Source organism: Massilia sp. GER05, from assembly GCF_052056005.1.
GTDB lineage: Bacteria > Pseudomonadota > Gammaproteobacteria > Burkholderiales > Burkholderiaceae_D > Telluria > Telluria orientalis.
Genome location: NZ_CP178858.1, coordinates 1548801 through 1572397 on the forward strand (window position 1 = coordinate 1548801; position 23597 = coordinate 1572397).

Genomic DNA, 23597 nt, shown 5'->3' on the forward strand with positions numbered 1-23597 from the left:
TGGGCGCGCTTTTGATCCTTCCATCCCGTGTTTTTTGCGTTTCGTCGCACGCCGGTGGAAGGGGAGGGGGCGGTCGCCTACAGTGACACCATCGACGAAACAAACACACAAGGAGAGCCAAAATGAACGTCCTCAAACACATGGAAGCCATCTTCCTCGCAGCCGCCGTCCTCGTGGGCGTGACGAGCGCCGCGCACGCCGCCAGCGTCGCCAAACACGAGCGCTACGATGCGCAGGTAACGATCGAAGGCCAGCAGATGGCCGTCGTCAAAGTGACCGCGAAACGCCTCGCCGCCATCGACAAAGCCGCCAATTGAACACGTCAAGGATAGCCCCAATGAACATCCTGAAAAACATGGAAGCCATCTTCCTCGCGGCCGCCGTCCTCGTGGGTGTGACGAGCGCCGCGCACGCCGCCAGCGTCGCCAAACATGAGCGCTACGACGCGCAGGTAACGATCGAAGGCCAGCAGATGGCCGTCGTCAAAGTGACCGCGAAGCGCCCGTAACACCCGTAGTGGAAGCAGCTGCCGCCCGGCAGTGAAGACGCAGAACGCGCAGCTCGAGAGCGCCGTTCGGACCCGGCCCCGAGGCCAATCGCACCAGACAATACCGGCACCTCCGCCGGCACCCCGCAGACCTTGACCAGCCGCGACGGCATGCCGCCGCAGGGACGCTTGTTGCCGTATGGGCGAAAAAAAAGCCCGCTGTTGAGGCGGGCTTAAATCCAATTCTTTCTGAGGAGAGTTGGAGGAGACAGGTGCAATTATGCTGCGCTACAGCATATCAGTCCAATTTTTGTTTCGCATATTCGTTATAAGAATTTGCGATATCTCATCCATGCTCTCCGGGTTTAGTTATTGACGCAGGTCACGACCAGGTTGCCCACGCCGCCTGCCGCTTCCGCCGCATCGTCCATCGTGCCGCCGCCGAAGCCGTTCGCGCCGCCGGTAACGGTGCAGGTCTGGGCCGGGTTGGTGGGCTGGGTCAGGACGGTCACGCCATAAGTCGTGTTGTACGGAACCGAGTTCATGACGAGGGCCACGTCCGCGCCGGTCGGTTTCTGGTTGGCGTCCAGCGCGGGGTTGACGCCGATGGTGCCGGTCGTGCTGCCGTTCGCCAGGACGAGGCCGGTACCGGTCAGGCCCTTGACCGTGCCGCCGAGCGGGTAGGTGTTGATGGCGCAGACGAAGCGGATGTCGATCCTGGCCAGTTGGCCGGCCGTGCCGTATGGCAGGTATGGCGACGCCGCGCATTGCTGGTGTTTCGGCTGGGTGCCGCCCACCGGGGTGTGATTGGTGACGACCGCGCCTTTCGGGATCACTTCATAGACCTGGCCGTATTCGATCTGGTTCGGGAAGACGGCCGTGACGTCCTGGCCGGCCGTGGCCGGCGGATTGATGGGCAGGTCCTGGCCGTTCGTGCTCAGGACCAGGCCCGGGTATTGCAGGCCGCTGACCGTGATGTTGATCGGGAACGTGGCCTTGCCGCCACCGCCGCAGGCGGCCAGCGTGGCCAGGACCGCGAGGGCGAAGGCCGGACGCGCGAGGGAAAACTTCATGTGGGTCTCTCCAGATTCCAGATTTAAGCGCAGGTGACGGTGACGGTCGTGTCTTCGGTCGCGCCCATGGTGCCCGCACCCTTGCCGTTGCCGCCGCCGCTGACGGTGCAGGTCTGGCCGGCCGGCTGCTGCAGGACGGTGACGCCGTACGCGCCGTCTTCGTTCACGGGGGCCATCGGCACGGTTGCGGTGCCCGCCGCGACCTCCTTGCGGTCGGCGCCATTGATGATCACGAGGCCGCTGGCCGTCAGGTTGACGATGCTCGCGGTCAATTTACGCTGGCGGATCTTGCAGTCCACGCGGATCTGCGCGATCGTGTAGTAGTTGGCGCGCGCCTTGCCGTTGGTGACGACGCAATCCGCGATCTTCTCGACGTTCGACGGGACGCTCTTGACCGTGATGTTGAACTGGTCGTCGGTCGAGATGCGGTTGTTGAACTGGAACGACTGGTAGGGCGTCGTCACGGCCAGGTCTTCGCCGTTATTCGTCAGCACCAGACCGTCCTTGGTGACGTTATAGACCGCGCCGGTCAGGTACAGGTCGCCGCTCCCGCCGCCGCAGGCGGACAGGCCCAGCGCGCATGCCAGCGCTACAACGCCGGCACGCAGGATCGAGCTCTTCATAAAATCTCCACAGTGGAATGGGTGGCGCGCGGACGCTGCGCCGGTACGGCCGAATAGAAAAATGCCCATCATTTTAGTGCATTTGGCAAGCGGCGGCCCTATTTGGCTTTGTATCACGGTGTAACCATGAGCCCGTGTCCGGCGCGCCATTGCTTTTCGGCGCTGCCCTCGTTATGCTTGGACCGCTCCTTTCCACTCTCCAAGCTTCGTTTCCGGAGCCGCAATCCCGACCATGAACACGCGCCGCGCCTGGCCCAAGGCCATCCTGTTCGACCTCGACGACACGTTGTGGCCCATCGCCCCCGTGATCCTGCAGGCCGAAGAGAAGCTGTTCGCGTGGCTGCGCGAGCACGCGCCGCGCGTGGCCGAGCGCTTCACCATCGACACCCTGCGCCAGGCGCGCCTGGAGCTGCTGGCGAAGAAGCCCGAATTTCACCTCGACCTCGGCAAGCTGCGCCATGCCGGCCTCGTCGACGCCTTCCAGCAGGCCGGCGAGGATGCCGCCAAGGTCGAGCACGCGATGGCGCAGTTCTTCGCCGCGCGCAATGCCGTGATCCCGTACGACGACGTGCTGCCGGGCTTGCTGAAACTGAAGAACCGCGTACTGATCGGGTCGATCTCGAACGGCAACGCCGACCTGCGCACGATCGGCCTGTCGCACCATTTCAAGGTGTCGGTGGCGGCGTCGGCGTTCGGCGTCGCCAAGCCGGATGCGGCGATCTTCCTGGCCGCCTGCAAGGAGCTGGGCGTGGCGCCCGAGGATGCGGTCTACGTCGGCGACGACGTGCTGCTCGACGTGCGGGGCGCCCAGCGCGCCGGCCTGCGCGCCGTCTGGATGAACCGCACGGGCTCGACGAAGCACATGGAGCACGAAGTGGTGCCGGATGCGATCGTGCGCGACTTCGACGAGTTGCTGGACTGGCTCACGCGCGAACACGAACAACAGCGCGGATAAAGCACAAGCACGCATCGAACGTGCATAATGACATAAATGAAACGAAATCCTGGCTAGACCATGCAACTCGATAACCGTGCACAAACCCTGTTGAAAGCCCTGGTCGAGCGCTACATCGCCGACGGCCAGCCGGTCGGTTCGCGCGCGCTGTCGAAGATCTCCGGCCTCGACCTCTCCCCGGCCACGATCCGCAACATCATGGCCGACCTCGAGGAAATGGGCTACGTCGCCAGTCCGCACACGTCGGCCGGCCGCATTCCCACACCGCGCGGCTACCGCCTGTTCGTCGACACGCTGCTCACCGTGCAGCAGATCGACGAGAACGCGGTCGAAGCCGGCATGCGCCTGCCCGCGCACCAGCCGCAGAAGGTGATCGCGAACGCGGCGCAGATGCTGTCGTCGCTGTCGCAGTTCGCCGGCGTCGTGCAGAGCCCGCGGCGCGAATCGGCGTTCCAGCAGATCGAATTTTTACGCCTGTCGGAAAAGCGCATCCTGCTCGTCATCGTCGACCCGCGCGGCGACGTGCAGAACCGGCTGCTGCTGACCGACGTCGATTATTCGCCGTCCCAGCTGATCCAGTCCGCGAATTACCTGAACCAGCATTTCGCCGGCCTGTCGTTCGACCAGGTGCGCGCGCGCCTGACGGGAGAATTGCGCCAGCTGCGCGACGACATGGGCCGCCTGATGCAGGCCGCGGTGGAGGCGGGCAGCGAGGCGCTGGCCGAGACGGACGACATGATCATCGCAGGCGAGCGCAACCTGCTCTCGGTGGCCGACCTGTCGTCCAACATGAGCTCGCTACGCCAGATGTTCGAGATGTTCGAGCAGAAGACGGGCCTGATGCAGCTGCTCGATGTGTCCAGCAAGGCCGGCGGCGTGCAGATCTTCATCGGCGGCGAATCGAAGCTCGTGCCGATGGACGAGATGAGCGTCGTCACCGCGCCGTACGAAGTGAACGGCAAGATCGTCGGCACCCTCGGCGTGATCGGACCCACGCGCATGGCCTATGAGCGCGTGATCCCGATCGTCGACATCACGGCCAAGCTGCTGTCGAGCGCGCTGAGCCATTCTTGAAGGTAGGGTGGGCGGCCCTCCGCCCACCCTACCAGGTCGCGCTCTTAGTGCCGGTGCGGGCAATCCGTCTTCTGGCAGTGGCCGTAGATGGCCAGGGCGTGCTCGGCGATCTTGAAGCCGCGTTCGCTGGCGATCTTCTGCTGGCGGCTTTCGATTTCGTCGTCGTAGAACTCTTCCACGTGGCCGCAGTCAAGGCACACGAGGTGGTCGTGGTGCGAGCCGGCATTCAGCTCGTAGATCGCCTTGCCGGTTTCAAAGTGATTGCGGTTCAGGAGGCCGGCCTGTTCGAACTGGGTCAGCACCCGGTAGACGGTCGCCAGGCCCACGTCCATGTTTTCGTTCAGCAAGGTCTTGTAGACGTCTTCCGCCGTCAGGTGCCGCACCGCGCTGTTCTGGAAAATTTCCAGGATTTTTAGCCGAGGCAAGGTCGCTTTCAGGCCGCTGGCTTTCAGGTCGGTTGGATTGTTGCTCATGTTTTGTTACTCGGATATGGGCGGAGTGCTTTATGATATAGCGTTTTACAAGCTCCCGCCTCATCGATTTTAAGGTCAGATATGCGCACTAAAGCCGTTTTCCATCGTTCCCACGCACGGGCAGCGCTCGTGGCCGGCCTCGCCTGCATGACGCTGGCGCTGTCCGGCTGCGCGGCCTGGCGTAACCAGACCAAGCCGGCGGCGCCGGTGAGCACCGCCCCCGACGCGGTCGCCGCCGATGCCGGCAAGTCCGCGGCAATCGCGAATTCGGGCGCGCAGACGACGACCGTCACCAAGCTGCAGAAATTCCTCTGGATCTTCTCGCCGTACCGGCCGGACATCCAGCAGGGCAATTTCGTGTCGCAGGAAATGCTGAACCAGCTGAAGGTCGGCCAGACCCGCGACCAGGTGAGATTCATCCTCGGCAGCCCGCTGCTGCAGGACGCCTTCCACAAGGACCGCTGGGATTACCCGTTCTACCTTGCGCGCGGTAACGGCGAGCTGACCACCAGCCGCGTCACCGTCTACTTCAAGGACGACAAGGTCGACCACTTCGACGGCGGCAACCTGCCGACGGAACGCGAATACATCAATCGCCTGATCGGCATCTCGAAATACGAAACCAAGACCGAGCAGGAATCGCTGGACGAGCTCAAGCGCAAGCGCGACGAGGCTGCGAAAGGCGGCGGAGGACAATAATGACCCAACTGAAAATCGCCGTTGCCGGCGCCAGCGGCCGCATGGGCCGCATGCTGATCGAAGCCATCGCCGCCGCGCCGGACGTCGTCCTCGCCGGCGCCCTCGACCGCGAAGGCAACCCGTTCATCAATTCGGACGCCGGCGCGTTTTCCGGCCAGCTGACCGGCGTCGTGATCCAGTCCGACCTGGCCAAGGGCCTGGCGGACGCCGACTTCCTGATCGATTTCACGCGCCCGGAAGGCACGCTGCAGCACCTGGAGTACTGCGCCGCGCACGGCATCAAGATGATCATCGGCACCACCGGTTTCGATGACGCCGGCAAGGCCGCCATCCGCGCCGCCGCCGAGAAGACCGCGATCGTGTTCGCCCCGAACATGAGCATCGGCGTGAACGTCACGCTGAAGCTGCTGGAAATGGCAGCCAAGAATTTCTCGGAGGGCTATGACATCGAGATCATCGAGGCCCACCACCGCCACAAGGTCGACGCCCCGTCCGGCACCGCGCTCAAGATGGGCGAAGTGATCGCCGACGCGCTGGGCCGCGACCTGAAGGAATGTGCCGTCTACGGCCGCGAAGGCGTGACGGGCGAGCGCGACCCGTCGACGATCGGCTTCGCCACCGTGCGCGGCGGCGACATCGTGGGCGACCACACCGTGCTGTTCGCCGGCATCGGCGAGCGCATCGAGATCAGCCACAAATCCAGCAGCCGCGTCAGCTACGCCCAGGGCTCGCTGCGCGCCGCGCGTTATATTGCCGACAAGGCAACGGGACTGTACGACATGCAGGACGTGCTGGGTCTCAAGGCCTGATCCGAACTGGACGGCCTGGCTAGCGATCTGCTGGCATACTGACACCTACCTCCGTCGTTCCCGGACTGGCCGTCCGCCTTGGCGGGAACCCAAGTTGCGTGAGCGCGTGCAAACTTGGGCCCCTGCCTGCGCAGGGGCGACGTTGTTTTACGTTACCTGACAGGAGATTCCCCATGGCCACCGTCGAGCTCAACGGCGCCGCGATCACCGATGCGGAAAGCTTCCACGTCGAGAGCCAGCGTGCGTTCGGCTTCCCCGATTCGTACGCGCACACGATGGATTCCTGGGTCGATTGCCTGAGCTACCTGCGCGACGAGGACGGCATGAGCAGCGTCCGCCTGAAGAAGGACGAGGTGCTGCACATCGTCGTGACGCACTCGGAAGCCCTGCGCGAACGGGCCCCGGACGTGCTGGAAGAGATGGCGTTCTGCATCATCGGCATCAACGAGCGCTACGAGGACTATGGCGAGAAGGCGGCGCTGGAGCTCGAACTGCGGTAATTGCGCGTCACGCGTGGGCACGGGGTGCCCACCCTACGGCAATGTGCGGATATCGTAGGGTGGGCACCCCGTGCCCACCACGCCGAACGACCGGTATAATGTTCTGCTCACCTCCTTCAGTCCGCAGAACATCATGCAAGAAAAATATAGTCCAGCCGAAGTCGAACAGGCCGCGCAGGCCTACTGGAAGTCGATCGACGCGTATAAAGCCGTCGAGAACGACCCACGTTTCCCGAAAGGCAAGTATTACGCCTGCTCGATGCTGCCCTATCCGTCGGGCAAGCTGCACATGGGGCACGTGCGCAACTATACGATCAACGACGTGATGTACCGCTACCTGCGGATGAACGGCTACAACGTGCTGATGCCGATGGGCTGGGACGCCTTCGGCATGCCTGCCGAGAACGCGGCGATGGCCAACAACGTGCCGCCGGCCCAGTGGACCTATTCGAACATCGCCCACATGCGCGGCCAGATGGAGTCGATGGGTCTCGCGATCGACTGGTCGCGCGAAATGACCGCGTGCAAGCCGGAATACTACAAGTGGAACCAGTGGATGTTCCTCAAGATGCTCGAGAAGGGCATCATCTACCAGAAGACCGGTACCGTGAACTGGGACCCGGTCGACCAGACCGTGCTCGCGAACGAGCAGGTCATCGACGGCAAGGGCTGGCGCTCGGGCGCGGTCGTGGAAAAGCGCGAGATCCCGATGTACTACGTGCGCATCACGGACTACGCCGACGAACTGCTGGACCACGTCGAGAACAAGCTGCCGGGCTGGCCGGAACGCGTGCGCATCATGCAGGCCAACTGGATCGGCAAGTCGACCGGCGTGCGCTTCGCATTCCCGCACGTGATCATGGACGAGCAGGGTGAGCTCATCAACGAGGGCAAGCTGTACGTCTTCACGACGCGCGCCGACACGATCATGGGCGTGACCTTCTGCGCCGTCGCGCCGGAACACGCACTGGCCCAGCACGCGGCCAAGGACAATCCGGAACTGCAGGCGTTCATCGCCGAGTGCAAGCAGGGTTCCGTCATCGAAGCCGACATGGCGACGATGGAAAAGAAGGGCATGCCCACGGGCCTGTTCGTCACACACCCGATCTCCGGCGAGCAGGTGCCGGTCTGGGTCGGCAACTACGTGCTGATCACGTACGGCGACGGCGCGGTGATGGGCGTGCCCGCCCACGACGAGCGCGACTTCGGCTTCGCGCAAAAATACGACCTGCCGATCAAGCAGGTGGTGGCCGTGGAAGGCGAAACGTTCTCGCTGGACGGCTGGCAGGAGTGGTACGGCGACAAGGAGCGCGGCGTCGTCATCAATTCGGGCAAGTACGACGGCCTGGATTACACGTCGGCCGTCAACGCCGTCGCGGGCGACCTCGCGAACCTGGAGCTGGGCGACAAGAAGGTCACGTTCCGCCTGCGCGACTGGGGCATCTCGCGCCAGCGCTACTGGGGCACGCCGATCCCGATGATCCACTGCGAGAAGTGCGGCACGGTGCCGGTCCCCGAGAAGGACCTGCCGGTCGTGCTGCCGGAAGACTGCGTCCCGGACGGCTCCGGCAACCCGCTGAAGAAACACGAAGCGTTCCTCAAGGTCGACTGCCCGTGCTGCGGCGCGCCCGCCCGCCGCGAGACGGACACGATGGACACGTTCATCGACTCGTCCTGGTACTACATGCGCTATACGTCGCCGGGTTCGAACGACGCGATGGTCGACCCGGCCCGCAACGATTACTGGATGCCGATGGACCAGTACATCGGCGGCATCGAACACGCCGTGCTGCACCTGCTGTACGCGCGCTTCTGGACGAAGGTCATGCGCGACTTCGGCCTCGTGAAATTCGACGAGCCGTTCGTCAACCTGCTCACGCAGGGCATGGTGCTGAACGAGACCTATTATCGCGAAGACGCGTCGGGCAAGAAGACGTGGTACAACCCGGCCGACGTGAGCCTCACGTTCGATGAGCGCGGTCGTCCGCAATCGGCGGTGCTGAAGGAAGACGGCCAGCCGGTCGTCATCGGCGGCACCGAGAAGATGTCGAAGTCGAAGAACAACGGCATCGATCCGCAGGCGCAGATCGAGCAGTACGGCGCGGATACCGCCCGCCTGTTCACGATGTTCGCCGCGCCGCCGGAGCAGACGCTCGAGTGGTCGGAATCCGGCGTGGAAGGCGCGAGCCGCTTCCTGCGCCGCGTCTGGGCCTTCGCTTATGCCCAGCGCGAGCGCGTGGCCGCCGCGCTGGCCGGTCAGCAGGCCGGGACGCTGGACGACGCGCAGAAAACGCTGCGCCGCGAAGTGCACAAGGTGCTGCAGCAGGCGGACTATGACTTCAAGCGCATCCAGTACAACACGGTCGTCTCGGCCTGCATGAAGATGCTGAATACGCTGGAGTCAAGCAAGCTGGCCGACGGTGCAGCGTCGGACGCCGTGATCACGGAAGGCCTGTCGATCTTCCTGCGCATGCTGAACCCGGTCGCGCCGCACATCACGCACGCGCTGTGGCAGGAACTCGGCTACGCCGGCAAGTATGGCGACATCCTGAACGTGGCCTGGCCGGAAGTGGATCCGGCCGCGCTGGAGCAGGCCGAGATCGAGCTGATGATCCAGGTGAACGGCAAGCTGCGCGGTTCGGTGAAGGTGCCGAAGGAGGCCGACAAGGCCGCCATCGAAGCCGCCGCGCTGGCGTCGGAAGCCGCACAGAAGTTCGTCGAAGGCCTGCCTAAGAAGGTCATCGTCGTCCCCGGCAAACTGATCAACATCGTGGTGTAAGCCATGCGCGCCCTGACTAGGAAGTTGACGGTGCGTGCGGTTACGGTTGCGGCTCTGCTGGTGGCCAGTAGCCTAGCAGGCTGCGGCTTCCAGCTGCGCGGTTCGAACGGCAGCTACACGATGCCGTTCCACAGCATCTATCTCGGCTTCCCGGACACGTCCGCGCTGGGCACGGAACTCAAGCGCAACCTGCGCGCGACGGACCAGGTGGTCATCGCGGACAAGGCGGCGGACGCCGAAGCGCAGTTCGTGCTGCTGGGCGAGTCGCGCAACAAGTCCATCCTGTCGCTGAACAGCCTGGGCCGCGTGCGCGAATACCTGCTGACGTACACGATGTCGTTCACGGTGCGCGACGCGAAGGGTGCGGAACTGGTGCCGCCCACGCAGATCTCGCTGCGCCGGAACATGGCGTTCGACGAGACCCAGGTGCTGGCCAAGGAATCGGAAGAAGCGCTGCTGTACCGCGACATGCAGGCGGATCTCGTGCAGCAGATCATCCGCCGCCTCGCGTCGATCAAACCAGCCACTTGATTAAAAAGGAACACCATGCAGTTGCGGCCTGAGGCGCTCGACGGGCACCTCGCCAAGGGGCTCGCGCCCCTGTACGTGATCACCAGCGACGAGCACCTGCTCGCGCTGGAAGCGGCGGACAAGATCCGCCGTGCCGCGCGCGCGCAAGGGTATTCCGAGCGCGACGTGCTCACGGTCGAGCGCAACTTCAAATGGGGCGAGCTGCTCGCCGCCAACCAGGCCATGTCGCTGTTCGGCGACAAGAAGCTGATCGAGCTGCGCATTCCCGGCGGCAAGCCCGGCAAGGACGGCAGCGCCGCGCTGCAGAACTATGCGAAAGACCTGAACCCCGACAACCTCACGCTGGTCACCCTGCCGAAGCTGGACTGGCAGACGGCCAAGGCGTCGTGGGTGGCGGCGCTGCAGCAGGCCGCGGTCTACGTCGAGATCCCGAACGTGGAACGCGCGCAGCTGCCGGGCTGGATCGGCACACGTCTGGCCGCGCAGAACCAGAGCGCGGACCGCCAGGGCCTGGACTTCATCGCCGACCGCGTCGAGGGCAACCTGCTGGCGGCGCACCAGGAAATCCAGAAGCTCGGCCTGCTGTACGAACCGGGCAAGCTGACGTACGAGCAGGTGCATGACGCCGTCCTGAACGTGGCGCGCTACGACGTCTTCAAACTGTCGGAAGCGATGCTTGCCGGCGACCCGGCCCGCCTCGTGCGCATGCTCGAAGGCTTGAAAGGCGAGGGCGAGGCGCTGCCGCTGGTATTGTGGGCCGTCTCCGAAGAAATCCGTACGCTGCTAAAATTAAAGGCAGGGATGGCGCAGGGACGCCCGCTGGGCGCCCTGCTGAAGGAATACCGCATCTGGGGCCCGCGCGAGCGCATGATGGAACCGGCGCTGCGCCGGATCTCCCTGCCGACGCTGGAAGCGGCGCTGCAGCAGGCGGCGCAGGTCGACCGGATGGTCAAGGGCCTGCGCGCGAAGCAGTTCGCGGGCGATGCGTGGGATGCGATGCTGCAACTGGCGTTGAAAGTCGCGTCGACATAACGAAATCACAGGAAGAAGCACGATGGATATCACCGAGACCATGCACACAATGGGCCGCCAGGCACGCGCGGCGTCGCGCGGCATGGCGCGCGCGGACAGCGCGACCCGCAACCAGGCCTTGCTGCTGATCGCCGCCGCCATCGAGCGCGACGCCGACCAGCTCCGCGCCGCCAACGCGCGCGACATGGAAGCGGCGGCCGCCGCCGGCCTGGAGCCGGCGCTGCTGGACCGCCTCGCGCTGTCCGACAAGGCGATCGCGACGATGGTCGACGGCCTGCGCCAGATCGTCGCGCTGCCCGACCCGATCGGCGAGATCACCGACCTGAAATTCCGCCCGACGGGCATCCAGGTGGGCCGCATGCGCGTGCCGCTGGGCGTCATCGGCATCATCTACGAAGCGCGCCCGAACGTGACGGTCGACGCGGCCGGCCTGTGCATCAAGAGCGGCAACGCCGCCATCCTGCGCGGCGGCTCGGAAGCCATCCACTGCAACCGCGCGCTGGCGGCCCTCGTCGCCGAAGGCCTGCGCGGCGCCGGCCTGCCGGAGCACGGCGTGCAGGTCGTCGAGACGACGGACCGCGCGGCCGTCGGCGCCCTCATCACGATGCCGGAATTCGTGGACGTCATCGTCCCGCGCGGCGGCAAGGGCCTGATCGCGCGCCTGATGAAGGAATCCACCGTCCCGATGATCAAGCACCTGGACGGCATCTGCCACGTCTACATCGACGCGAAGGCGGACATCGCGAAAGCGCTGCCGATCGCGATGAACGCGAAAACGCACCGCTACGGCACGTGCAACACGATGGAGACCTTGCTCGTCGCCCGCGCCATCGCGCCGACCGTGCTGCCGCAACTGGCGGAGCTGTACGCGACGAAGGAAGTGGAACTGCGCGCCGATCCGGAAGCGCTGGCGATCCTGCAGGGCTATCCGCATCTGACGCCCGCGACGGAAGAGGACTGGAGCACGGAATACCTGGCGCCGATCCTCGCCGTGAAGATCGTGGACGGCATCGACGCGGCCATCGAGCACATCAACACGTATTCCTCGAAGCACACGGACGCCATCGTCACCGAGGATTACACGGACGCGATGCGCTTCCTGCGCGAAGTCGATTCGGCCTCCGTGATGATCAACGCGTCGACGCGCTTCGCGGACGGCTTCGAATACGGCCTGGGCGCGGAGATCGGCATCTCGAACGACAAGCTGCACGCGCGCGGGCCGGTCGGGCTGGAGGGTCTTACGTCGCTGAAGTACGTGGTGTTCGGCCACGGAGAGATCCGCAAGTAGGGTGGGCTCCCCGAGCCCACGTGTAACGCCAACATACCGCAAACTTCACGCGTGGGCACAGGGTGCCCACCCTACGTAAAGGATCTGCATGTACCTCTGGATCAAAGCGCTGCACATCGTCTTCGTCGCCTCGTGGTTCGCCGGCCTGTTCTACTTGCCGCGCATCTACGTGAACCTGGCCCAGGAAAGCAACCCGGCCGTGGTCGAGCGCCTGCTCGGCATGGGCCGCCGCCTGTACCGCTTCACGACGATCCTGATGGTGCCGGCGCTGTTGCTGGGCCTGTGGCTGTGGCTGGGCTTCGGCATCAAGGGCGGCTGGCTGCATGCAAAACTGGCGCTCGTGATCCTCGTGATCGGCTACCATCATGCGTGTGGTTCGCTGCTGAAAAAGTTCGAACGCGGCGCCAATACGCGCAGCCATAAGTGGTTCCGCGTGTTCAACGAAGTGCCGGTTTTACTGTTGCTGGCAATCGTGATCCTGGTCGTCGTCAAACCGTTCTGACCTGAAGATTCAACCAGATTGATTGGCGGCCGGGCCTACATCCCCGGCCGCTTCGTTTTAGTCAGTCGGGGTCAGAGCCCACCCGTGAAAACCGGGCGCTGACCCCGAATGTTCTTCGTTTTAGTCAGTCGGAGTCAGAGCCCACCCGTGAAAACCGGGCTCTGACCCCGAATGTTCTTGTTTTAGTCAGTCGGGGTCAGAGCCACCCGTGAAAACCGGGCACTGACCCCGAATGTTCTTTTTTAGTCAGTCGGGGTCAGTGCCCACCCGTGAAAACCGGGCGCTGACCCCGAATGTTTTTCAATACGGATAAAGGGTACCCCATGACTTCCTATTTTTGCCCCTGCCCGCGCGGCATGGAACAGGCGCTGGCCGACGAGCTGGCCGAGATCGCACAGACCACCGGCAGCACGTCGCTGAAGGTGCACAACCAGGTGCCGGGCGGCGTCCACTGCTCGGGCACGGACACGGACGCGTACCGCATCAACCTGCATTCGCGCATCGCGTCGCGCGTGCTGCTGCGCATCGCCAACCGCACGTACGCCAACGAGAACGACATCTACGACCTCGTGCTGGAACAGCCGTGGGAAGACTGGTTCAGCGTCGACCACACGATCCGCGTCGACATCACCGCGATCAAGTCGCCGCTGACGAGCCTCGAGTTCACCACGCTGAAGATCAAGGACGCCGTCTGCGACCGCTTCCGCGACCAGTTCGGCCGCCGCCCGTCCGTCGACACGCGCACGCCGGACATGCGCATCATGGGCTTCCTCGACCAGCGCAACTTTACGATCTACCTCGACACGTCCGGCGAAGCGCTGTTCAAGCGCGGCTGGCGCGAGGAGACGGGCGACGCGCCGCTGCGCGAAAACCTGGCCGCCGGCCTGCTGCGCGTGGCCGGATGGAAGCCGGGCATGACGTTGTTCGATCCGATGTGCGGCTCGGGCACGATCCTGATCGAGGCCGCGCAGATGGTGCAGGGCATCCCGCCCGGCGCGCGCCGCCGCTTCGCGTTCGAGAAATTCAGGAACTTCAATGCCAGGGCCTGGCAGGAGATGAAGACGGCGATCAAGCCGAACCCGCTGCCGGCAGAGCCCACGATCTTCGGCTCCGACATCTCCGGCGACATGGTCGCGATGACGCGCCACAACCTGCGCTCGGCCGGCATCCTGTTCGAGGTGCCGCTGAAGCAGATCGAGGCGCAGCAGGTGCAGCCGCCCACCAACGAGCCCGGCCTGCTGGTGACGAATCCCCCGTACGGCGAGCGGATCGGCGTGCGCGGCGATTCGACCATCCCGCAGGACGAGATGGCCGTCGGCTTCTACCAGCAGCTCTCCGCCACCCTGAAGCAGCGCTTCGCCGGCTGGACGGTATATCTGTTCACGGCCGACCTGGGCCTGCCGAAGATGCTGCGCCTGAAGGAATCGCGCAAGACCCCGTTCTTCAACGGCGCCCTCGAATGCCGCCTGTTCCGCTTCGACATGGTGGCAGGTTTCAACCGCCGCGACGCCGCAAAACCGAAAGAAGAATAATCAATGCTGCCCGAACCCGAACCGGACAATCTACCGAAAGACCCCGTCACCCCCATCCCGCTGCCGGCACCGCACAAGATCGCGATGCTGTCGGCGGGCGGCCTCGCCACCCTGCTGGCCGCGCTGTCGATGCTCGGCCCGTTCTCCGTCGACGCCTACCTGCCCGCGTTCCCCGCGATCCAGGCATCGCTGCATGCGACCGGGCTGGAAGTGCAGCAGACGCTGACGGCGTACATGCTGGCCTTCGCCGCGATGTCGCTGTGGCATGGCGCGCTGTCGGACGCGTTCGGGCGGCGCAACGTGGTCCTCGTCGGATTGATCGTGTTCGCGGTCGGGACGCTCGGCTGCGCGTCCGCGCATTCCGTGCACTACCTGTGGATCTTCCGGATCATGCAGGGCGTATCGGCCGGTGCCGGCGTCGTCGTGGGCCGGGCGATCATCCGCGACCTGTATTCGGACGCGCCGGCCGCGCGGCTGCTGTCGATGGTGACGATGATCTTCTCGATCGCGCCGGCCATCGCGCCCGTGCTGGGCGGCTGGGTCGTGTCCGCGTTCGACTGGCGCTCGATCTTCCTCGGCCTGCTCGCGTTTTCCGTCGTGCTGTGGTGGGTGTGCTGGCAGCACCTGCCCGAGACGATGCCGGTGGAACGCCGCCAGCCGTTCAACCCGCGCTTCCTCGCGCGCAGCTACTGGGACATCTTCAGCTCCGTGCTGTTCCAGATGAAGTCCGGGATCGTCGCGTTCAACTTCGGCGGCATGTTTCTGTTCATCGCGGGCGCGCCGGTGCTGCTGCCCGTGCACCTGCACCTGGGGCCGTCGGATTTCGCGTGGCTGTTCGTGCCGGCCGTGAGCGGCATCTTCCTGGGCGCGCTGGTCGCCAACCGGCTGGCGGGCAAGATGACGTTCTCGCGCCAGATCGCGATCGGCTATATGTTGATGCTGGCGGCCGTCACCGGCTCCGTCGCCTACCACGCCGTGCTGCCGCCGGCGCTGCCGTGGACCGTGCTGCCGATGTTCTTCTATAACTTCGGCAGCTCGATCATCAACCCCAGCGCCACCCTGCTCGCGCTCGACCTGTTCCCGCACATCCGCGGCACGGTGGCGTCATGCCAGTCGTTCGTGACCACGTTGATGGGCGCGCTGGTCGCCGGCCTCATCGCGCCGGCGCTGACCCATTCCGTGCTGGCGATGGCGCTCGGCCAGGCCGCGTTTGCGCTGGCGTCGCTGGCATGCTGGATGACGTCGCGCCAATACCGCCGGTACAAGGCTCTCGCTTAAAAAGTAGTGGCGGTAATGATAGTGGTCGTAAATAAATGCTAAATTTCGGGGACTTCTCTGTGCATTGTCAATACATTTCAGTTGAAATTTGATTCTAAAACGCGTCAAATTTCTTGGAAAGTATTGTTCCCGGTCAGAAATGTATATATGCTAAGATAAGTTTTTCATGCTTGGGATAACGATGTAAACATCGTGCTGTTCCAGGGACCGCAAGAACGAACACTGTGGCAGCCCCCGCAGGGGAGAGCGGCCATCACCCAAAAACCAAGTTGGCGGCCGTGCTTGAATCCATACATCAACCTGACCAGGACATCCGCAATCGCCTGCTGATCGCGCGCTTGCCGGCCATGCCCCAGATCCTCATCAAGCTGCTTGCACACCTGCAGGCGGACGATCTGGGCATGCCCGAACTGGCCGCGCTGGTTGCGAAGGATGCCGGCATGACCGGCAAGATCCTCACCGTCGCCAACAGCTCCGCCTACCACCGCAACAGCCGCCAGCCGAACCTCGAGCAGGCGATGGTGGCGCTGGGCACGGACATGATCAAGACGCTGGTCATCAGCGACTCCGTCTTCCAGACCTTCAACAGCTTCCCGAATTCCAGCGCCACCGACCTGCGCGCGTTCTGGAAGAACTCGTTGACGGCCGCCGTGCTGGCGCGCGAAACCGCACGCCGCATGAATTACGCGCAGCCGGAAGAAGCGTATCTCGCCGGCCTGCTGCACAACGTCGGCCGCCTGGCGCTGCTCGCGACGGCGCCGAAGGAATATGCCTTCAACTTCACGGCGCGCGACGACGAAGACCTGTGCGCCGTCGAACAGCGCACCCTGCAGATCACGCATGCGGAAGCGGGCGCCTGGCTGATCGAACGCTGGCAGCTCGATTCCTTCCTCGCCGATTCCGTGCTGTACCACCATGAGCCGAGCGAGCGCCTGGAAGCGGCGCATCCCCTGATCCGCATCGTGCGCGTGGCCCACGTGCTGGCCTGCCATGCGCACGACGATGCCCTCGTGGACGAGGCGCGCGCGCTGTGCGGTCTCGGTCCGGAAGCGCCGGACGAATTGCTGGGCCTCGCCGCGCGCCAGGTCGAGAAGGCCGCGATCCACCTCGGCATCGATCTCGCCGGCGCCGACGACCTGCCCGTGCCGGCCGCGTTCGCGCCGCCGCCGCCCGTCGATCCCGTGCAGCAGCGCCTGTCCGAGGAAGTGCGCAACCTGGTGCTCGTGTCCGAAGTGGGCCAGGCGTTCGCGCGCCAGCAGGGTGAATCGGGCCTGCTGGAAGCGATGACGCGCTCGGCGCGCATCCTGTTCGATTTCGAGAACGCCGTCGTCCTGCTGGAGAACCCGACCGGCCAGGCCCTCGTCGGCGCGCCGACCGCGAACCAGCAGCGCATCGCCGAATTCACGGTACCGCTGGCGAAGGGCGGCGCCGTCGCGCAGGCCGCGCTGGACCGCCGCCTCGGCTTCATCCGCCGCGATGGCCGACCGCTCGGCCTCGCCGAAGAACAGCTGCTGCGCATGCTGGGCACGGAATCGCTCGTGTGCCTGCCGCTCGTCGCGGGCGCGCGCTGCCTCGGCGTGATGATCGGCGGCGTCGCGACGTGGCAGCTGCCGGCGTGCCAGAAGCGCGAGCGCTTCCTGCACGCGTTCGGTGCGCAGGCCGCGGGCGCGCTGGAGACGGCGATGTCGGAACGGGGCCACGCGCGCCGCCAGCTCGCCCACGTGGCGGAGGAATACCGCGAAGCGTCGCGGCGCGTCGTGCACGAAGTGAACAACCCGCTGGCTATCATCAAGAACTATTTGTCGGTCCTGGACAGCAAGCTCGAACGCCAGGAACCCGTCAGCGCCGAGCTGTCGATCCTGAACGAGGAGATCGACCGCGTCGGCCAGCTGGTGGGCAGCCTGACCGAGATCCAGCTGGGCGCCGCTACGTCGAAGGTCGACAGTGCGCCGGCGGCGGACGTCGCCCGCGTCGTGGACGACGTGCTGCGCCTGTTCCGCACGACGAATTTCATCCCGGCGAACGTGGAAATCGTCGTCAGCATGTCGGACGCCGAGAGCCGCATCGAGGGCGATCCGGACATCCTCAAGCAGATCCTCGTGAACCTCGTCAAGAACGCGATCGAGGCGCTGTCCGGCAGCGGCGGCCGCATCGAGATCGCCAACCGCGGCCACGTGAACCGCGAGCGCAGGCTGTACCTGGAACTGGTCGTCTCCGACACCGGTCCGGGCCTGTCGCGCGAGGTGCTGGCCAACCTGTTCTCGGCCGTGAAGAGCACCAAGGAGGGACCGCACCACGGTCTCGGCCTGTCGATCGTGCACAGCCTGGTCAAGAAGCTGAACGGGCATATCGCCTGCCGCAGCGGCACGACCGGCACCAGTTTTGAAATCCTGCTGCCGGCGCATGCCGGCGCCGGCGCCCCGGCCATACCGCCGGTGCGCGCGCTTGGATCCGTATAAGGTAACAATGAATCCATTCTCCGCCAGCGCCACGTCGTCCAGCCCCCACGACACGCAATCCTCGCTCGGCATCGACCAGCCCCGACTCCTGCTCGTCGACGATGAACCGCGCCTGCTCACCTCCCTGTACGAACTGCTGCAGGGCCGCGGCTACCAGCTCGTCACGGCCGCCACCGGAGGAGAAGCCCTCGCGCACCTGGCGCGCCTGCGCTTCGATCTCGTGCTGCTCGACCTGCGCCTGCCCGACATCGGCGGCCACGAGATCATGGACTTCATCAACGAGAAGGGCATCGACGCCGACGTGATCGTGATGAGCGGCGAGGTCGGCATCGACGCGGCGATCGGCGCGCTGAAACGCGGCGCCTACGATTACCTGCGCAAGCCGTACAGCCGCGAGGAACTGCTCAAGACCGTCGCGAACGCCCTGAAGCAGCGCCGCCTGGAACAGGCCAACGCGCGCATCGCGAGCCAGCTGGAAAACTCGGAAAAGATGTACCGCTACCTGGTGGATTCGTCGCCGGACATCATCTACACGCTGAACCACGAAGGCAAGTTCACCTTCATCAACGACCGCGCCTACCAGCTGCTCGGCTACAAGCGCGAAGAACTCATCGGCCAGCATTACTCGATCCTCGTGCACGACGAAGACCTGGAGCGCGCGCGCTACGTCTTCAACGAGCGCCGGGTCGACGAGCGGGCCTCGCGCAACGTCGAGCTGCGCCTGAAGTGCCATGCGGGTGCCAACCAGGACCGCACCTTCAACAACACCTTGATGACGATCTCGCTGAACGCGATCGGCATGCACGTGCCCGACCAGGAAGTGAAACGGCTCGAGTTCTACGGCACGTACGGCGTCGCGCGCGACATCACGGACCGCAAGCGCGCCGAGGAAGTCATCTCGTACCAGGCCTACCACGACATCCTGACCGACCTGCCGAACCGCATCCTGTTCAAGGACCGCCTCGGCCTCGCCGTCATCCAGGCCAAGCGCAAACAGACGGAACTCGCCGTCATGTTCATCGACCTCGATCGCTTCAAGCTCGTGAACGACACGCTCGGCCACGTCAAGGGCGACGAGCTGCTGCAGCAGGCCGCGGGCCGTTTGAAAGAATGCCTGCGCAAGGGCGACACGCTGGCGCGCCAGGGCGGCGACGAATTCACGATCGTGCTGCCGGAACTGCGCGACCGCGACGACGCGCGCATGGTGGCCGACAAATTCCTCGAGGTGCTGCAGGAGCCGTTCGATCTGGACGGCCATGCCGTGCACATCTCGGCTTCGATCGGCATCGCGGTCTATCCGGTCCACGGCGAATCGATCGACGAGCTGCTGCGCCACGCCGACATCGCCATGTACCAGATCAAGGGGCAGGGCAAGAACGGCCACGCGTTCTACGACCCGTCGATGCAGGACGTGTCGCACCAGAAGATCGCGCTGGAACAGAGCCTGCGCCGCGCGCTCGAGAACAACGAGCTGGAGATGTACTACCAGCCGCAGATCGACGCCATCAGCGGCCGCATCGTCGGCGCCGAGGCGCTGATGCGCTGGAACCATCCGACGCGCGGCGTCGTGTCGCCGGGCGAATTCCTGCCGTTCGCCGAGGAGAACGGCCTGATGCTGCCGATCTCGGACTGGATGATCGGCGCGCTGTGCCGCGACATGCTGCAGTGGAAGAACTTCGGCGGCAACCAGGTGCGGTTGTCGCTGAACCTGTCGCCGCAATACCTCGACCGCGGCGATTTCTACGAAAAGATGCGCAACGCGCTGCTGCGCTACGGGATCGCGCCGAGCCAGATCGAAGTCGAAATCACCGAGAACATCTGCATCCGCAACCCGCAGCACGCCATCGAGCAGCTCAACAAACTCGGCCAGCTGGGCGTGTCCGTCGCGATCGACGACTTCGGCACCGGCTATTCGTCGCTGGCCTACCTGCACCGCTTCCCGGTCCACACGATCAAGATCGACCAGTCGTTCGTCAAGGAGATCCACGACGAGCACGGGCACTATCCGGTCGTCCTGGCGATCATCTCGATCGCGCGCGGCCTGGGCCTGAACCTGATCGCGGAAGGCGTCGAGACGGACTCGCAGGCCCGCTACCTGCGCGCGAACGGCTGCCTGACGATGCAGGGCTATTTGTACCACCGCCCGATGCCGCTCGGCCGCTTCATCGACGTGCTGCGCGGGCAGACACTGCCGGCGGGCGTGTCGAACGTGCTCGCCTTCCAGGCCTGATGCGTCATGACCCCCAGCGAGACCGACGCTCGCCATACCGCTGAGTTCTTGCGGGTCAAGGCGCTCGCGGAGCGCGGCGTCGCCACGGCCCAGCACAGCCTGGGCTTCATGTACGTGAACGGCCAGGGCGTGCCGCGCAACTACGAGCAGGCCGTTGCGTGGTATCGCATGGCGGCGAGCAGCGGCCTCGAACAGGCGCAGTACAACCTCGGCGTGATGTACCAGAAGGGGCAGGGCGTGGCGCAGGATCTGGGCCAGGCGCTGTACTGGTACCGGCAGGCCGCGGAGCAGGGCTACGTGCAGGCCCAGTACAACCTGGGCTGGTTGTATGCGAAGGGACAGGGCACGCCGGCCGACGTGCATGAGGCGCTGCACTGGTTTAACAAGGCCGCCGAACAGGGCGACCCCGGCGCCCAGCACAATCTCGGCATGATGTACGAGGGCGGCAAGGGCGTCGCCCAGGACGTCGCGCTGGCCATCGAGTGGTACCGCAAGGCGGCCGAACAGAATTACGCGCGCTCGCAGTTCAATCTCGCACTCAGATACGACAGTGGCCAGGGCATCGCACGCGACGTGCAGCAGGCCATCCACTGGTTCCGCAAGGCCGCGGAGCAGGGCTATGCGCCCGCGCAGTTCAACCTGGGCCTCCGCTACGACAAGGGCCAGGACCTGCCGCAGGACAGCGAGAAGGCGGTCCTGTGGTACGGCCGCGCGGGCGAGCAGGGCCACGCCAGCTCGCAGTTCAACCTCGCGCTGATCCACGATGCCGGCCATGGCGTCGCGCGCGATCCGGAGCTGGCGCTCGCGTGGTTCCGGCGCGCGGCCGAGCAGGGACACGCGGGCGCGCAGGACAATCTCGGCCTACGTTATGAACACGGCCAGGGCGTCGAGCAGGATTACGCGCAGGCCGCGCACTGGTATGTCCTCGCCGCGGAGCAGGGCTTCGCCGGCGCGCAATACCACCTCGGCCAGTTGTACGATGCGGGCCATGGCGTGGTGCAGGATCCTTCCATCGCACTGGACTGGTATCGCAAGGCCGCGGAACAGGGCCACCTGCGCGCGCAGTTCGATCTCGCCTTGCGCTACGAGAGCGGCAATGGCGTCACGCAGGACGAACGCGAAGCCGCGTACTGGTACCGCAAGGCGGCCGACCAGGACTATGCGCCCGCGCAGTACGCGCTGGGCCAACTCCTCGACCGCGACGACACGGGCACGGTCGATCCGCGCCAGGCGACGCTGTGGTACCGCAAGGCGGCCGAGCAGGGCCACGCGCTCGCGCAGTTCGCGCTGGGCCTGCGCCACGACAGCGGCCACGGCGCCGAGCGCGATTACGAGGCCGCGCACTTCTGGTACCTGTGCGCCGCGCGCCAGGGCCATGCGCGCGCCCAGTTCAACCTCGGCGTGATGTATGCGGCGGGGCAGGGCGTGCCGCTCGATCTCGTCGAAGCCTATGCATGGCTGCACCGCGCGGGCGCCGCGGGCATTGCGCCGGCCGCGAACTATATCCGGCGCATCGCCGCGCGCATGGAACCGGCACTGCTGGCGCAGGCCAACGGCTATATCGGCGCGGCGTAGATCCTAGAGCACGATGTGGCCGGCCGGCGGGGCGGGCGGCCGGTCGTGGGGCAGGCCATGGAGCACGCTCAACTCGGCTTCGATCGCCCGCGACAGGGACGTGATCGGCACATCGTTGGCGCTGCCTTCGAACGGATTATCGGTGCTGGCGCCGACCTGGTCGAGTGCCAGGTACATCCATCCGATCAGCACGCTGAACGGCACGGCCAGCCACGCCATCTGCCCGTCCAGCCGCGCGAATTCCCGCACCGTACCCAGTGGCAGCAGCAGCGCGAACAGCCAGACGAACAGCGAATTGACGATCGCGTACTGGCGCGGATAAGGAAAGTCCTTGAGGCGTTGCGCCCGCGCGTGCTGATCGATCAGGTCCTTCAGGGTCTTTTGCATCTCGGCGTATTGCAGCATCTGCAGCGCCTGGCCGTGGAACAGGTCGCGGATGGCGCGGCTCTGCAGGGACATGAGCGCGGCGGGAACGTCGGCGACGGTCAGGAGGTGCGCGACGGTGTCCGGCGGCAGATAGCGGGCCAGTTCGGCCTCGAGCGGCACGCTGCGTTCCGCCACGTCGAACATGCGCTCCCGGTATTCGGCATTCGGCGCGGCCGCGGCGGCCTCCCACACGCGCGGCGCGCGCAACTGGTAGCGGACGGCGGTCAGCCAGGCCAGGTGGCGGGTGACCAGCGCGGGGATCGCGCGCTCGTCGGTCGGAAAATCGCGGCAGATCAGGCCCCAGTGGCGGCTGGCGGCCGCGAGGGACGACCAGATCTGCTGGGCTTCGACCGTGCGGCCATAGCTCTGCGCATTCTTGAACCCGACGATGAAGGACGCGGCGGTACCCAGCAGCGCGAGCACGGGCCACGGCAGGGAAAGCCAATGCCAGCCGCCCAGCTGGTACAGGGCCACGACCGTGCCGGCGCACGCGGCGAGCGGGTAGACGTGGCGCCGGGTCCAGTGCGCGAACTCGAACAGCCCGTAGGACTTCCCGATGTGCATGGACGTCCGGTCAGGTTTCCTCGGCGCGCAGCGCGTCGCGCACCGCCGGATCGCGCGACATCCGCTCGTGGAACGCGGCCAGCGCATCCAGGCCCGCCATGTCGACGCCTTTCGCTTGTGCCCAGCGCAGCACGACGTAGAGGTAGGGATCGGCGATCGAACGCTGCCCCGTGAGCCAGTCGCGGTCCGCGAGCGCGCCGTCGAGGCGTTCGAGGTACGCCCGGACATGGCGGTGCGCGTTGGCCGCCAGCTGCTCGTCCAGGTCGCGTTCGTCGAGGAAGCGCTCCGGCGCGAACAGGGGTTTGAATGCCTTGTGGACGTCCGAATTGAGGAACGCCAGCCAGCGCATGACTTCGGCCCGGCCGCGCGGGCTGCCGTCGCCCGCCAGCCGCGCATGCGGATGGAGGTCGGCCAGGTAGCCGAGGATGGCGACGTTTTCCGTGAGGGCGAGGTCGTCGTGCACGAGCAGCGGCACGTTGCCGCCGGGGTTGCGCGCCAGGTAGGCGGGCGCCTTGATCGAGTCGAGCGTCATCGGCACGATCTCGTGCGGCACGCCGAGCCAGCCGAGAACGATCAGGTCGGCCAGCGAACAGGCGCCGCGCATGTGGTAGAGCTGCATGGTGTCTCCGGTGGTGTCGATAGCGGCGCCACTATCGCACGGGTCCATGCCGCGCATTGGTGCATTTTCGGCACCGGATTGCGTCCTGT

22 protein-coding genes are annotated in these 23597 nt (G+C 65.4%); 17 read left to right on the forward strand and 5 right to left on the reverse strand.

Annotated features, from left to right (window positions below):
- Positions 1-122 precede the first annotated feature (122 nt).
- Both ACL58G_RS06875 and ACL58G_RS06880 read left to right on the forward strand, forming a co-directional pair.
- Positions 123-317: a hypothetical protein gene (locus ACL58G_RS06875; protein WP_413381525.1), complete on the forward strand. Its 195-nt coding sequence runs from the start codon at positions 123-125 to the stop codon at positions 315-317.
- A gap of 20 nt (positions 318-337) precedes the next feature.
- A complete protein-coding gene (locus ACL58G_RS06880) occupies positions 338-508 on the forward strand; it encodes a hypothetical protein (protein ID WP_413381527.1) in 171 nt (56 codons plus the stop codon).
- Between the two features lie 344 nt (positions 509-852).
- Here the strand turns inward: ACL58G_RS06880 and ACL58G_RS06885 are convergent, their stop codons facing one another.
- Together ACL58G_RS06885 and ACL58G_RS06890 are read right to left on the reverse strand one after the other, a co-directional pair.
- Positions 853-1560, reverse strand: a complete 708-nt coding sequence (locus ACL58G_RS06885) for a hypothetical protein (protein ID WP_413381529.1) — start codon at positions 1558-1560, stop codon at positions 853-855.
- Positions 1561-1583: 23 nt separating this feature from the next.
- Complete coding sequence (locus ACL58G_RS06890) at positions 1584-2183, reverse strand: hypothetical protein (protein WP_440965910.1); 600 nt, start codon at positions 2181-2183, stop codon at positions 1584-1586.
- A gap of 232 nt (positions 2184-2415) precedes the next feature.
- Here ACL58G_RS06890 and ACL58G_RS06895 point away from each other — a divergent pair, with 232 nt between their 5' ends.
- Both ACL58G_RS06895 and hrcA read left to right on the forward strand, forming a co-directional pair.
- Positions 2416-3138, forward strand: a complete 723-nt coding sequence (locus ACL58G_RS06895) for an HAD family hydrolase (protein WP_413381533.1) — start codon at positions 2416-2418, stop codon at positions 3136-3138.
- A 60-nt stretch (positions 3139-3198) separates the two neighbouring features.
- Entirely contained in the window at positions 3199-4212 is a 1014-nt protein-coding gene (hrcA, locus tag ACL58G_RS06900; protein ID WP_413381535.1) for a heat-inducible transcriptional repressor HrcA, read from the forward strand.
- Between the two features lie 44 nt (positions 4213-4256).
- Here hrcA and fur read toward each other — a convergent pair whose 3' ends face one another.
- The gene (gene fur / locus ACL58G_RS06905; RefSeq protein WP_036234473.1) at positions 4257-4685 is read right to left on the reverse strand and encodes a ferric iron uptake transcriptional regulator; all 429 of its coding nucleotides are present in this window, start codon (positions 4683-4685) and stop codon (positions 4257-4259) included.
- A gap of 81 nt (positions 4686-4766) precedes the next feature.
- Between fur and ACL58G_RS06910 the strand changes: the two genes are divergently transcribed.
- The 13 genes from ACL58G_RS06910 (at position 4767) to ACL58G_RS06970 (ending at position 21899) form a co-directional block, all read left to right on the forward strand.
- Positions 4767-5384: an outer membrane protein assembly factor BamE gene (locus ACL58G_RS06910; RefSeq protein ID WP_082577466.1), complete on the forward strand. Its 618-nt coding sequence runs from the start codon at positions 4767-4769 to the stop codon at positions 5382-5384.
- On the forward strand, positions 5384-6193 hold the full coding sequence (dapB, locus tag ACL58G_RS06915; protein ID WP_440965913.1) for a 4-hydroxy-tetrahydrodipicolinate reductase: 810 nt from the start codon (positions 5384-5386) through the stop codon (positions 6191-6193). The genes ACL58G_RS06910 and dapB overlap by 1 nt, the downstream gene beginning before the upstream one ends.
- Before the next feature lie 173 nt (positions 6194-6366).
- A complete protein-coding gene (locus tag ACL58G_RS06920; RefSeq protein WP_056123988.1) occupies positions 6367-6693 on the forward strand; it encodes a barstar family protein in 327 nt (108 codons plus the stop codon).
- A gap of 133 nt (positions 6694-6826) precedes the next feature.
- Positions 6827-9472 (forward strand): leucine--tRNA ligase, encoded by a 2646-nt coding sequence (gene leuS, locus ACL58G_RS06925; RefSeq protein WP_440965916.1) that lies wholly within the window; start codon positions 6827-6829, stop codon positions 9470-9472.
- A gap of 60 nt (positions 9473-9532) precedes the next feature.
- Positions 9533-10003, forward strand: a complete 471-nt coding sequence (locus tag ACL58G_RS06930; RefSeq protein WP_413381540.1) for an LPS-assembly lipoprotein LptE — start codon at positions 9533-9535, stop codon at positions 10001-10003.
- Between the two features lie 15 nt (positions 10004-10018).
- Positions 10019-11035 carry a DNA polymerase III subunit delta gene (gene holA, locus ACL58G_RS06935; RefSeq protein WP_440965918.1) on the forward strand — a complete coding sequence of 339 codons (1017 nt, stop codon included), beginning with the start codon at positions 10019-10021 and terminating at the stop codon, positions 11033-11035.
- Positions 11036-11057: 22 nt separating this feature from the next.
- Complete coding sequence (locus tag ACL58G_RS06940; RefSeq protein ID WP_413381544.1) at positions 11058-12323, forward strand: glutamate-5-semialdehyde dehydrogenase; 1266 nt, start codon at positions 11058-11060, stop codon at positions 12321-12323.
- Positions 12324-12411: 88 nt separating this feature from the next.
- On the forward strand, positions 12412-12825 hold the full coding sequence (locus ACL58G_RS06945; RefSeq protein ID WP_413338935.1) for a CopD family protein: 414 nt from the start codon (positions 12412-12414) through the stop codon (positions 12823-12825).
- A gap of 323 nt (positions 12826-13148) precedes the next feature.
- Complete coding sequence (locus ACL58G_RS06950; protein WP_440965921.1) at positions 13149-14357, forward strand: THUMP domain-containing class I SAM-dependent RNA methyltransferase; 1209 nt, start codon at positions 13149-13151, stop codon at positions 14355-14357.
- A gap of 3 nt (positions 14358-14360) precedes the next feature.
- On the forward strand, positions 14361-15635 hold the full coding sequence (locus ACL58G_RS06955; protein WP_413381548.1) for a multidrug effflux MFS transporter: 1275 nt from the start codon (positions 14361-14363) through the stop codon (positions 15633-15635).
- A gap of 347 nt (positions 15636-15982) precedes the next feature.
- Positions 15983-18094, forward strand: coding sequence for an HDOD domain-containing protein (locus ACL58G_RS06960; protein ID WP_413385944.1), 2112 nt, complete (start codon positions 15983-15985; stop codon positions 18092-18094).
- A gap of 7 nt (positions 18095-18101) precedes the next feature.
- Positions 18102-20324: a putative bifunctional diguanylate cyclase/phosphodiesterase gene (locus ACL58G_RS06965; RefSeq protein ID WP_440965923.1), complete on the forward strand. Its 2223-nt coding sequence runs from the start codon at positions 18102-18104 to the stop codon at positions 20322-20324.
- 6 nt (positions 20325-20330) lie between these two features.
- Positions 20331-21899, forward strand: a complete 1569-nt coding sequence (locus tag ACL58G_RS06970) for a tetratricopeptide repeat protein (protein ID WP_440965925.1) — start codon at positions 20331-20333, stop codon at positions 21897-21899.
- Positions 21900-21902: 3 nt separating this feature from the next.
- Here the strand turns inward: ACL58G_RS06970 and ACL58G_RS06975 are convergent, their stop codons facing one another.
- Positions 21903-22889 (reverse strand): bestrophin family protein, encoded by a 987-nt coding sequence (locus ACL58G_RS06975; RefSeq protein ID WP_440965927.1) that lies wholly within the window; start codon positions 22887-22889, stop codon positions 21903-21905.
- A gap of 10 nt (positions 22890-22899) precedes the next feature.
- Positions 22900-23508 (reverse strand): glutathione S-transferase family protein, encoded by a 609-nt coding sequence (locus ACL58G_RS06980; protein WP_440965929.1) that lies wholly within the window; start codon positions 23506-23508, stop codon positions 22900-22902.
- Positions 23509-23597: the final 89 nt, after the last annotated feature.